This is a genomic window from Streptomyces sp. MBT65 (genome assembly GCF_016612545.1).
Lineage (GTDB): Bacteria > Actinomycetota > Actinomycetes > Streptomycetales > Streptomycetaceae > Streptomyces.
In genome coordinates this window covers 1-12,362 of sequence record NZ_JAENRY010000320.1, presented here as the reverse complement: position 1 = coordinate 12,362, position 12,362 = coordinate 1, and the positions used below count along the sequence as shown (strand labels likewise).

The window sequence follows — 12,362 nt, the reverse complement described above, 5'->3', positions numbered from 1 at the left end:
GTCGCGGGTCCAGGTGGGGGTTACGCCCGCGGTGAGCGGGGGTGTGGAGGTGGGCCAGCCTTCCAACTTGGTGGCCCAGGTGTCCTGTTGCCAAGCGGAGGCGTGGAGCTCCTGCCAGAGGGGGGCGTAGGCGTTGGTTTGGCAGTTGAGGCGGAGGGTGCGGAGGAGGAGGGCCGGGGCCAGGGGGTGATCTGGGGTGGGCGCAGGCATGATCTTGGCGTCGGAAATGTCGAGGTGGCCTCGACCTGAGCTTCGGAGGAAGTAGTCGAGCGGCAACGAAGCGAAGAACCCGGCTGTGAGCACGGTCATTCGCGATGACGGCATAGCGGTACTGCGCACGGCATGGATATGGGTGGCTCCAGGCGGAATCAGGGCAGCGAACAGGCTCCGCTCGGTATTTGTGGCGATCATCTCGCGCCACGCCACCCGGTAGAACTCCGAGTAGGGCCGCATGCTCGCCGCGTGCAGCAGCGCATCGACGGCCTTGTCGGTGTCGTCGTCCTCCAGCTCGGGATCGGCCGCCCTGACGTCGGCCTCCGCAGCCGCGACCGCTGCCGGATCGCCCCAGAGTTGCGCGAGCCTGTCGTGGTCCAGGTCCACCCAGCGGTCCTGAGCATCGACAAACCGTGAACGAGCACCTGCGGGACGGTAGTTGGTGCGCGGCACCGCGTCCATCGTCAGGTTCAAGTGATCCCATGGCTCCGTCTGGAGCGACGTTCGGGCACCCTCCACAGGCCGCTTGGCGAAGGGCGTCGCAAGGCCAATAAACGGCCCTTGAAGGATTACGTCGTTCCAGGTATCGGCCGGACCGGAGTCCCATGTGAAGTAGCCCGCTGTACGGTCGTTCTTCTCATGGAAGCCGGGGCTGATACGTGGGCTCAGGGCGGCAAGCCGATGTGGCCACTTCGCAAGGGCAGCGATGGCCGAGTCCTCGGAGACCGTGACAGGGAACAGGAGCTTGGTCTGCTCGACCGGCGGCCGGTTCAGCTCCCCAGCCAGGTCACGCCACTTCGTGAGGCGAGCCTCGTCCACCGTGACGATCCGATCTCGATGCGGGCGCAGGTCCCACTTGCCCCCGTCCTTCACGCCCGGCACGGGACCGTCGCCGTCATGACGCACGGACCTGACCAGCACGCTGGGATGCAGGAGCCAACTCATGTGCTGGAAGCAGATGTCCTGCTCCTTGCCGTACACATTGAGGCTGAAGTGCGTGCTGTGATCGACCGGCTTCGCGAAAAGGTAGAGCTCATTCACGAAGTCCGCGTGGAGCCGCAGATGCTCGTAAGCCTTCTGGCGCAGCACGCCTTCCTTCGGGCCCGTCAGATGCGTGGACGGATGAATGATCCCCGCTGTCCCCCGCTCCCCCACAGCCCGCCACCCCAGCAACATGAACGCCCGATACAGATCCGGCTGCGTCCCCACCAGCTCGGGATACGTGTCCACTGATGCCAAAAACCCGGACAGCGCCGCATGATCCGCCAACTCACCCATGAACGCCGACCGAACCCCGGCCCACCCCATCACCTCGGCCTTGCGCTCATCCCAGGCCTCATTGCTCGGCTTCTCCGCCAGCTCGAACCACGGCTCGAACTCGGCGAGGACCCCGCTCTCCTTCCACTCCTGCTTCACCCACGGCGGATTCCCCACCATCAAGTCGAACCCGCCCTCCGCAAACACATGCGCGAAGGCCAACTCCCAATGGAAGAACCCCCGTTCCCCAGCGATCCGCACAACCGCCCCGTACCAAGGGAACGTCGACCCCAGTTCCGCCGGCCTCGCCCACGCCAACGTCTCGATCATCTTCTGGTCGAGTTCGTGCTCTTTGTCGTCCAACTCCTCCAGGCTCTGGACGCCCTCGAAGGACAGGAACGACCCCTGTTCCCCCTCCCCCGTATCCACGTCCACCCGCCCGACGACGGCCTCCGCGAACTCCAGCCAGTCGTCCAGGGACCGCAGCGGCACCGTACGCCTGGGGTCGTCCTTCCTCAGCGCGGTGCGGTCCTCCCCGTTCGGCCGGTACTGGAACTCGTCCGAGCCGTCGAGCAGCCCGACCTCCTCCAACGGCCAGAACCACAGCGCACACCAGGCATCCATGACCTGCTTGAGCCGCCAGTACGGCGTGCCCTTGCGGTGCAGCGCTTCCAGGACCGCGTCCCGGTCCATCGACCCACGCCCGCTCTGAGCGCCCTGCCCCTGCCCGTCCCGCGGAAGCGACCCCGCACCCCAGACATCCACATTCCGTGAGATCTCCTGCTCGGACAGCGTCAGCCGCTTCACGACGAGGTCCCAGAGATACTCGACCCGCCGGGCGAGGCTGATCAGCCGCCCGGTCTGCGTCGTCCCCTTGGGATCCCAGTCCTCATCGACCGAAGCCACCGCCCGCGCCGACCCCGACCTGGAATCAGAAGCAGAACCCGCACTCGAACCGGCGACCGTCTCCCCCAGCGTCGCCTGCTCCCAGATCCCCAGCCCGAGATCGAACGCCCCCTGCCCCAACTCGGCGTCCTTCTCGGCCAGTTCATCCGGAGTCGGCGCAGCCTTCTGCTTCGGCGCGGTCTCCTTCTTCGGCGGACTCCCCTTGGGGTTCCGCCGCATGGCCGACCGCCACTTACGCATCGCCTCGACCAGCTCGGGCTCCAGCCAGTCGACGACGTCACCGTCGACAACGGCCTTCACCGTCTCCTCCGGCGTCCCCTTCTTCAGCGTCCGCAGGCCGACCTTCTCGCCGATCGACCCCCAGCCCATCGCGGGCAGCAGGAACTGATGGACCTCCCGGCCCTTCAGCCGCTCGCCGAGCGGAACATGTCGGGGCCGACGCGGCTCCTTCGACGTGAGCCAGTCGCCCTTGTGGAGCAGGTTCCCCGGGTAGACCTTCCGCGCCGCGCCGATCAGCGAGTTGCCCCGGTGGAGGTGGAGGCCGTACCAAGGCGCCTTCATCCCCTGGTACATGGTGTTCAACCACAGGGAGATCTCGGCGAGTTCGACCGCCGTCTCGTTGAGGTCGACGCCGTACGCGTTGTGCAGCGCGATATACGCCTTCACCTTCTGCAACTCGCGCTGATAGTCCTCGGGGTCGATCTCGACGCCCCGCTCGCGCTGCGCGAGCCGCAGGTACAGCTCGGCCAGCTGGTTGACCGCCTCGTTGAGGAACGCGCCGGATCCGAGGGCCGGTTCGCACACCCGCCAGCGCAGCACGTCCGCCGCGTTGACCCACGCGCTCTCCGGTTCCTTCGGGTCGACCTCGCCCTTCTCGTCGAGCCGGAACCGCAGGGTCTGCTCGACCGTGGCCTGCGTCAAGGACTCCGGCGTGTAGTACGAGGCGCTGGTCTGGCGGTCGCGGCCGGCCAGCCGGTACACGTACGTACCGACCTTGCGCGGCACCGGTACGGGCTTGTTGGTCTCGCGATTCACCTCCGTGGCGACGAAGACACTGTCGTCCGGGCCGTCCGGATAACGGCCGGACTTGACCTGGCTCGCCTTGATCAGCCATGAACCCCCGCTCGGATCACCGCCCTTGGCGACCTCGTACAACGGCTCGTCCGCGACGAAACCGGTGTACGACATCAGGCCCTCGTACACCGCCCCGAGGTGGTTGATGCTCAGGTTGGCGTACGAGATGAAGCCGCCGCGTCCGCCGCGCCCACTGCCTTCCACGACGGTCAGGTTGCGCAGCACCTGGTGCAGGACCTTGTTGCGCAGACGCAGGTCGAGACGGCGGGTGGGGTCGTCGGGGTGGGTGATCACCTGGTCGACGAGCTTTATCGACTTCGGGTCGAAGAGCCGGGACTTCAAGGCCTCGATGCGTATACCCTCGTAGCCGTCGTCCTCAGCGAGTACGGCGAGTTCGGAGAGTTCTGCGGTCTCCGTCTCCTGCTCGGTCCCGGCGGACCGCAGCGCCTCGCGCGAGGTGATCGTGTCCGCCACAGGGTGGCCGGTGAAGACCTTCTCGAAGAGCAGGGCCAGGGAGTCGTGGAAGTGATGGCGGTCCCGGGAAGCGCTGGACAGCTTCTCCTGGACCACCAGCTCGCGCAGCCGGGCCACGCTGTACCCCTCGACGTACTCCTCGCTCTTCATGGGGAGGATGTCCAGCTCGGGACGGGCCTCGGCGTAGAGGAGGAACAGGATGCGGTAGAGGTACCGCAGAGACTCCTTGGTGAGCACGCGTGGGAGTGCGTTCGGCTCGGCGAGCGTCTCCGGGAGCCACTCGGGCAGGTCGTCTGACTGGACGCCCTTGTCGCGCGCGAGTTCCAGGACCTCGTTGGCGATGAGCTGGACGGACTTCTTCAGGCCCTCGCGCAGGTCGTTGGTCACGCCGACGGAATGGTCGCGGGACTCCGCCACCAGGCGGGCGATGTCGTCGTCGCCACCGTCCTCGGCAGGGCGGAGCGAGGGGGCGCCGAACAGGGCGGCGATCACTTCGAGTTCGCCGGCGCTCGCGCCCTTGACGCCCTTGCGGGGCAGGGCGACCTCCAGGCTCACCGCGAGATGGCGTCCGCGCGCGTAGTTCTCGCGGTCGGCGAGGACCATCACCCCGCCGAACAGGAGCAGCGCGTAACGCGGCGCGGCCGGGTCGGCGAGCAGCCAGGCCGCGAGGTCCGTGACGGTGGTGAGGGTCTTGCCGGAGGCGACCCGGACGGGCGCGGGCAGTCGGTCGGCCGAGCCCTCGGCACGGGTGCCGGCGATGTCGTCGGCGAAGCCGCCGGTCAGGACGGCGACGCCCGGCTCGTGATGGGCCACGGGCACGGCGACGGGACCGGCCGTGCCGTGCACGGTGAGATGGCCGGGGTTCGGGGTGAAACCGAGGGCGCGCAGGACGCGAACGTGCCAGGCGTCCAGGCCCGCACGCCACAGCTCCTCCGGGGTGTCGCCGTAGACACGCGGTACGGCCTGCGCCTGGAACGCGGGCAGTTCGTCAGGGCCGCTGTGGGTCTTGAGCGCGTCGGCGGCCGACTGCTGGGCGGCGACGGCCTCCGGGTCGGGCAGGATGTTGAACTTCTCGGCCTCGCCGCCGACGGTGAGCCGTAGGTCGAGATAGGGCCCGGTGAGGTCGCGCAGCCCCTGCCGGGGCGTGGGGCGGCCCTGGCGCTCCTCGGCCGCCCACTCCTTCAGACGGCCGGACTTGAGCTGCTTGGGCAGGATCTCGTCCAGGTAGAAGGACGGGAAGTACTCACCCTCGTTGATCAGCGCGTCGAACTTCACGCTTGCCGCTCCTGCCGGATCGCTTCAGACATAAGGGAGGTGATAGGGCTGATGGCATTCATGAACTGGGCTCCAGGACGGCCAGGACCCGCACCATCGGGGCGCCGGTCGTGCGCAGCCTGGTCGCCGCCTCCTCCAGGTTCTCGGCGGCCCGCTCGCGGGCGGTGCGTCCCCCGGTGAAGCCGGGCAGCGGCTGCTCCAGCCAGTGGCCGACCTTCTTCTCGTAGGCGCGCAGCGGGCGGTTGACGTGCTCCTCGACCTCGGTCCTGCGGTCGCCCATCTTGCGGCGCGTGGCGAGCACCGCCTGAGGCACGTGCTGCTGGAGTGCCGTCAGGTCGCCCTGCGCGAAGTGGTCCGGCATGTCCGGGCGCAGGCCGAGGTCGGCGAGCAGCGGGCGGGTCAACTCCCGTACGCGGGGCTCCTCGCCGGGCCTCCCGAGGCGGTCGACGGCCAGCCAGGCCACGACGGTCGGGCGGCCGTCCTTGTTGGACCACACGCCCTGGGTGAGGAAGACCGGCTCCGGCACGCGGGTACGGTCCACCTGGATCACGGGCGCCTGCTGACGGCCGAGTTGGACCAGGACCTTGTCGGTGATCCACTCCAGCACGGGGTGCAGCTCGCCCACGTAGTGCGCGTCCGGCCACAGCGACGGGGAGTCGGCGTCCTCCCGGGCCCGGCGCAGTGAGTCGGCCGCGTCCTCCCGGCTGAAGGTGAGCTTCATGCGGCTGGTGATGCCCTGGTCCCGGAGGTAGCCGGTGGGCAGGACATCGAGGCGGTCGGCGAGATCCTCCGGGGTGTCGAAGCTGAGGTCCGTGCCGCTGACGATGGTGTCCAGACGGAACGGCTCCAGATCGGCCAGTTCCTCCAGGCCCGCGAGGACGTAGTCGCGGCGGTCCGTGAACAGGCGTAGTTCCTCGACGACATGGAGGGGAGCGTGAGCCTCGGCGTCGGCCACCGGAGTGCCGGCGGCGGCAGGTGCCGCGGAGGGTTCCGGAGCCTCGTCGAACTCGAACCCCGGGTCCGCCTCGAAGCCGTCGTCGAAGTCGAAGCCGCCGCTGAATTCCGAGTCGTCGTACGGATCGCCGTCCGCGCCGAACTCCGCGTTCAACTGCTGGGCGAGGGCGAGCCCGCCGCCGTCCGGGGCAGCCAGGGCGTCCAGGGACACGGACTGGAGGTCGTCCACGGCCTGCTCGGGTGCCTCCCCCTTGAAGAGCGCCTCCATCACGCGCTTCTCCTCCAGCACGCCGTCGTTCTCCTTCGTCGCCGCCTCCACGGCACCGAGGATCGCGTGCACCTTCTCCTCACGGGCGAGCACCTTCTCGGCGATGTCCGTGTCGTCCAACGCGCCCTCGACGGCCGACCGGAGGATCAGCGCACGGAACTCCGGCGGCCTGGTCTGCCCGTACCGGTCGATACGGCCGTTGCGCTGCTCGACCCTGATCAGGCTCCAGGGCAGGTCCCAGTGGATGAGGTGGTGGCACTGACGGTGCAGGTTGACGCCTTCGGAGGCGCCGTCGCCCGTCAGCAGCAGCCGTACGTCGCTGCCCGCGCGGGCGAACTCGTCGACGTACTCCTGCTGCACCTTGTCGGAAATGCCGGCGCCGCTGTACATGACCTTGACGGCCGCCTTGGCGTCGTCCTCGTCCTTCCAACCGAGCAGCGGAGGAAGGACCGCGCCGAGCCAGTCGAGGGTCTCGCGGCGCTCGGAGAAGACGACGGCACGGACGGGGCTGCCCGCCCTGACGCCGATCCGGCCCAATTCCTCGACCAGACCCGCCAGTTTGGACGTGGCGGTGAGTCCGGCGTCCCCGGCGGCGGCGCGCTCGATCGCGCGGGCCAGCTCCATGAGGCGCAGCAGGGAGGTGGCCTCGGGAGTGGTCGCCTGCACGGACGGCGGCCCGTCGGTGATCTTGTGCCGCGGGGGAAGCCCGTGTCCGGTCTTCGTGAGCCGCTGTCGGACCGTGGTGAACAGCGCGCGGTGGGAGGAGAGGAAGGACTTGAGCAGGACGTACGGGAAGAGGTGATCCTCGGGCCCTGATTGCTGGAGGGGCTGTCGGCCGGGCTGCTGGTCGGACTGCTGCTCGGGCTGCGCCAGCCAGTGCGCGGCCAGCTCCTGGAAGACCTGCTCCTCCAGGTCGCCCGCCCGGCAGGACACGGGGTGCGAACCACCGCGCGGTGCCCAGTGGTCCTTGAGCTGGGCCGCCACCTCGGCACTGACCTTGGTCCGGCGCAGCATCAGGTGTTCCAGCTCTGACGCCTTCGGGTTGCTCGGGTCCTTGACCGCCATGGGGTCGAGGAGCCGGATCAGGCCGGTGAAGGCGGGCATGCTGCCGTTGTGCGGGGTCGCGCTGGCCAGGATCAGCGCGTCGGTGCGTTCGGCCAGCAGGTCGGCGAGCGCGCGGCGGTCGCTGCCCTGGTTGATGAGGTTGTGGGACTCGTCGATGACCACGGCGTCCCAGTGGAGGTGCTCCAGCCACGGGCGGTAGCGCTTGGGGTTCTTGAGCGTGTCCATGGAGATGATCACGCGCTTGTAGTACGTGAACGGGTTGCGGCCGGCCGGGATCTTCCGCTCGATACGGGCGATGCCCGCGCTGTCCAGCCGGACCAACGGCAAGGAGAAGCGCGTCCACATCTCGTGCTGGAACTGTTCGAGGACGGGCGCGGGTGTCACGACGAGGATGCGCTCGCCCCGGCCGCGCCGGATCAACTCGCCGAGCAGGACGCCGATCTCCAGGGTCTTGCCGAGACCGACGACGTCACCGATGAGGAGGCGGGGACGGAGCGGGTTCGCCAACGCCTTCGCGGCGGGCCTCAGTTGATAGTCCATGCGGTCGAGGAGGAAGCCGTCGGTCAGCGCCAGGCGCCGTTCTCGCTGGGGCAGCGGAGTCTTGCGCAGGACCGCCTCCACGAAGAGGCGGCCGCGGCGGAAGTGCGGGGAACTGTCGGGCACGAGCCTGGTGTCCTCGGGGCGCAGGACGCGGGGCTCGTCCATGGTGGGGGCGAGGAAGCGGGCGCGCTGGCCGCGGACCAGGTCGGAGGCGCCGATGGCTTCGATCAGGTATTCGCCGGAGCGGAGCTGCTTGCTGTTGCGGACCATCCATTCCTCGTCCCGTACCTCGATGACGGTGCCGGGGGGCGGGGGGCCGTCGGGTGCGGGCATCGAGGGTCCTTTCGGGATGTGCGGGGCGTTGTTGAGCGTAGCGCCGTGAGGCTTGAGCAATGTGGGCGTCTGCGGGTCCGTCGTGGCTGGTCGCGCACACGCGGCGGAGCCGCATATCGATACGGCCCAGCGCCCTCGGGGGGGCCGCTTGTTACAAGTTCCCTCGGTGTGCGTAGCGCTTGCGGAGGTCGGCTGCGACCTTCTGCGCGGCTCGCGGGGGTGCCTGCGGGGCGCCAGGATTCGGCTCCTTCGGGGCGCGCGGAGGTGGAAGGGGATAGCTCGTCGGCGTCGGCTGGGGGGCCGCAGGCTCTGGTGCGGGCTCGATCTCGTCCACCGCGAGCTCGATCTCGTCCGTGTCGACAACGCCGTAGAACCCGGGGTCCATGTCCGGCAGGTCGGCGTCGATCGCCTTGCGCGCCAGGTCCTGGACCTCCGGATCGACCGGGTCCACGAGGGCTCCGGGAGGCAGCTCCGGAGTCAGGGCCGCGGACTCGACGAGCTCCTTGAGCTGCTGTGCCGCCAGGTCGGGGGCCAGGTCGGCGTCGGCGAGCAGGGTGAGCAGGCTCTCCTCCACCGCATCGAGATCCGGACGCTGCGAAGGCGTGCTGACCAGCGTCTTGGCCAGCAGGGGGAGGAAAGGCACGTCGACACCGTCCCACTTGGGCTCCGACGCCGACGGCCCGTGCGGGTACGGTGATCTGCCGGTCAGGGCGAAGAACAGGGTGGCGGCGAGTGCGTACACATCGGCGGGCCTGCTGGCGTGCTTGGCGTCCTTGTACTGCTCAAGCGGCATGTAGGACACGGTGCCCATTCCGGTGCCGGACTTCGTGAGCGCCTGGCTGGACGACCGCTCGATCAGGACCGCGAGCCCGAAGTCCAGTATCACCGGTCCGTCCGGCCCCAGGACGACGTTGTCCGGCTTGAGGTCACGGTGCAGCAGGTTCGCGCCGTGGATCGCGCGCAGGGCGTCCACCAGGGCCAGGCCGAGGGCCGCGTACGGGCCGATGCCGAAGGTGCCGGAATCCTTGATCATGGTGCGCAGGGAAGGGCCGGCGATGTAGTCCATCGCGAACCACGGCCGATCGGCGGCCGGATCCTCCTCGAACGCAATCAGCGCCGGGACCCGGTCGCTGACCACGGCCCGGACCGCGTCGATCTCCCTGCCGAACCGCTCGCGGTACTGCGGCTCGCCGTCCAACAGCTTCGGCTGGATCAGCTTGACCACGACGAGCCGGGGTACTTCGGCCGCGTCGCCGTCGGGCTCCACCAGGTTGTAGGCCGCGGCCAGCTCGTCCGAGAGGCCGTCCAAGGGGATCCTGCGCGCCAGATAAGCGACGCCCATGCCTCCCTCGCCGAGGCGGGCCAACAGTTCGAACGGTCCCACCACACGCGGGTCGGCATTGGTGTCCAGCGGCTTCATCGGTGCCCTCGTACCCCCGTACTCGCATCCCGGCATGCGCATCGGCCACACTGCCTTCGATCAGTTTACGGGCTGCCACCGGACGTGGACCGACGGTTCGAATGCACTCCGCCAAACAGGTCAAGTGGCCTTTTCTTGGCGGCAGTTGACCGCGATTGCTATAAGGTCGCACACACATGATCACGCATCGTGTGCGCACGGTGCTCAGGAAACGGTCACGGGGAGGCGCCGCATGCGGGCGTGGGTGGTGCGGGCGGGGGAAAACGGCCAACGAGAGCGGACGGCGCTCGACGACGGACTGCTCGTCGCCGGCTGGCACGAGATGGGAGATCTCGCCGGCCTGGCCACACGGGACGACATCAGGAACGCCGTGGCCGCCGCCTACCCCGACGAGGGCCCGTACACCGTCGGCAACTGGACCGGTCAGCTGTACCGCTTCCTCCACGAGATCCGGCCAGGTGATCTGGTCGTCCTCCCGCTGAAGTCCTGGCTCGTGGCGGTCGGCCGAGTGACAAGCGGCTACGAGTACCGTCCGACCGCGGCCGAGGGAACCTGCCATGTCCGCCGCGTGGAGTGGATCGTCACCGACATCGACCGGCAGAACATCCAGTCCGACCTCCTCGACAGCATGGGCTCCCTGCTCACCGTCTTCGAACTCAGCCGGTTCGGAGCGGCGGAACGCGTGGCCGCCCTCGCCGAAGGCAAGCCCGATCCGGGGCGCCCGGACGCCGACGAGTTCGCCGCCACCCTCACCGAGCCGGCGAAGTTGTACGAAGAGGTCCGCGGCCGAAGCGCCGACCAGCCGCTGACCCTGTCCATCCGTGACTTCCTCGCCGTCTGGGGTGCCCAGCGCCGCTATCCGGCCACCACCGAACAGATCAAGAACGACCTGGCGGCACGGGGCCTGGTCACCGTCCCGCCGTTCACCGAGGGAACTCTGGACAGCCAGATCGCCGTGCTGGCGGGAGGCGCCGAGCCGGACGAGTCAGGCGCGAGCACGGTGACCAGGCTCTCCGGCAGCACCACCCTGTCGGCCGCCGTCCAGAACGCCGCACACGCCGCCGGCCTCCTGCCGGACGAGGACGCCGAACCCGACACCATCGCGTACCGGGTGAACAACCTCGACTCGGCGAACCGCATGCCCGAGGCCGTCCGCGTCGGTGACAGCCTCGGCACCGCCATGACAATCATGGTGCTGCGCGGCTACAGCCAGCTCCCCGTCCTCGACGCGGACGGACGGCTGCGTGGAGTCGTCAGCTGGGAGTCGATCGGGCGGGCACGGATGGCCGATCCCGCCGCCGACCTTCAGGCGGCCACCGTACGAGGACAGGAAGCGGACCGCTCCGACGACCTGCTCGCATGGATCGGCACCATCCAGCAGTCCGGGTACGTCATCGTCCGCGACCACGACCACAAGGTGTGCGGCCTCATCACAGCCTCCGACCTGACGGTGCAGTTCGCCACCCGCGTACGACCCTTCGTTCTCGTGGAAGAGATCGAACAGCGCATGCGCCGCGTGGTCGACCGGTGCATTCCGCTCGACCGCATCAGGACGGTCGTCCCGCGAGGGCGCGCCTCGCGGGTGAACTCCGCCGCCAACCTGACCTTCGGGGCGTACGGACATCTGCTCAGGGTGCCCGAGAACTGGGCCGCGCTGGGGTGGGCCATCGACCAAGAGTACTTCTTGAGGGCGCTGGAGGAGTGCCGGAACTTCCGCAACAGCCTGATGCACTTCAGTCCCGATCCCATCACCGACGAACAGCTCCATCCCGCGCAGGGACTGCTGGAACTGCTGCGTTCAGTGGATCCGCAGACGTGAAAGGTCGTCGAGCAGGGTGGTGAGCAGCGCCCCTTCATGAAGCGGAACGCGGTGTTCGACGTACAGATCGCGGAGCAGGTCCGTATCCGTCCACCGGTCTGTGGGGATACCGTCCGGCGTGAGCTTCAGGTGGCCGACATACGTTGACCCTTCATCAGATAAGACCTCTCTTTTTGCCCAATTGAGACAGGGTCAAAAGATTTTCGCCAATTTGCCATCACCTCATCAAAAGAGATCGGAATTGATCACATCTCCGGCTCTTCAGACCGCGCCACCGCCAAACTCCCGCCCGGCTTCCCATGGCTACTCTCACGGTTAGGCACATAGCCACGAGACCTGGTTCGAACCGGTACGGAACGGGGCAGGACCAAGCCGCCCAATCTATAAAAATAGCCCCTGACCAGCAACTTTGCCGACCAGGAGCCTCTAGTGGCAGACGAGCCGGGAGTCACCTCAGGCGCTGGTGGTCTCTTACACCACCGTTTCACCCTTACCCCGCACCGAAGTGCTGGGCGGTCTGTTTTCTGTGGCACTGTCCCGCGGGTCACCCCGGGTGGCCGTTAGCCATCACCCTGCCCTGTGGAGCCCGGACGTTCCTCGGGGAGTTCCCGCTAGGGGCACTCCACGCGGCCGTCCGCCCGGCTCGTCTGCCGTGTCGACCATGCTACCGGGCGGGCGCGGCCCCGCCGACCGACGGCCGGTCCCCCCGGATCCACCGGCTCCGATCCACCCCCGCCCCCGCCCGGTAGCATGGTCGACACGGC

The 12,362-nt window shown here is 68.5% G+C and carries 4 protein-coding genes and 1 other RNA gene; 1 reads left to right on the top strand and 4 read right to left on the bottom strand.

The window, feature by feature from the left end:
• The 3 genes from JHN63_RS42565 to JHN63_RS42555 form a co-directional block, all read right to left on the bottom strand.
• Window positions 1–5,199 (bottom strand): Eco57I restriction-modification methylase domain-containing protein (locus tag JHN63_RS42565; RefSeq protein WP_200690496.1); only part of this gene is annotated, 5,199 nt, incomplete at its 3' end.
• Window positions 5,200–5,257: 58 nt separating this feature from the next.
• A complete protein-coding gene (locus JHN63_RS42560; protein ID WP_200690495.1) occupies window positions 5,258–8,359 on the bottom strand; it encodes a DEAD/DEAH box helicase in 3,102 nt (1,033 codons plus the stop codon).
• A gap of 151 nt (window positions 8,360–8,510) precedes the next feature.
• Window positions 8,511–9,779, bottom strand: a complete 1,269-nt coding sequence (locus JHN63_RS42555) for a serine/threonine-protein kinase (protein WP_200690494.1) — start codon at window positions 9,777–9,779, stop codon at window positions 8,511–8,513.
• A gap of 232 nt (window positions 9,780–10,011) precedes the next feature.
• Between JHN63_RS42555 and JHN63_RS42550 the strand changes: the two genes are divergently transcribed.
• On the top strand, window positions 10,012–11,598 hold the full coding sequence (locus tag JHN63_RS42550; protein WP_200690493.1) for a CBS domain-containing protein: 1,587 nt from the start codon (window positions 10,012–10,014) through the stop codon (window positions 11,596–11,598).
• Between the two features lie 338 nt (window positions 11,599–11,936).
• On the opposite strand, the gene rnpB is transcribed toward JHN63_RS42550, so the two are convergent.
• An RNA gene (gene rnpB / locus JHN63_RS42545) (RNase P RNA component class A) lies at window positions 11,937–12,244 on the bottom strand.
• Between the last annotated feature and the right edge of the window lie 118 nt (window positions 12,245–12,362).

Coding starts and splice junctions, on each gene's coding strand:
- JHN63_RS42555 (WP_200690494.1), bottom strand. CDS start 9,779: ATGAAGCCGCTGGACACCAATGCCGACCCGCGTGTGGTGGGACCGTTC.
- JHN63_RS42550 (WP_200690493.1), top strand. CDS start 10,012: ATGCGGGCGTGGGTGGTGCGGGCGGGGGAAAACGGCCAACGAGAGCGG.
- JHN63_RS42560 (WP_200690495.1), bottom strand. CDS start 8,359: ATGCCCGCACCCGACGGCCCCCCGCCCCCCGGCACCGTCATCGAGGTA.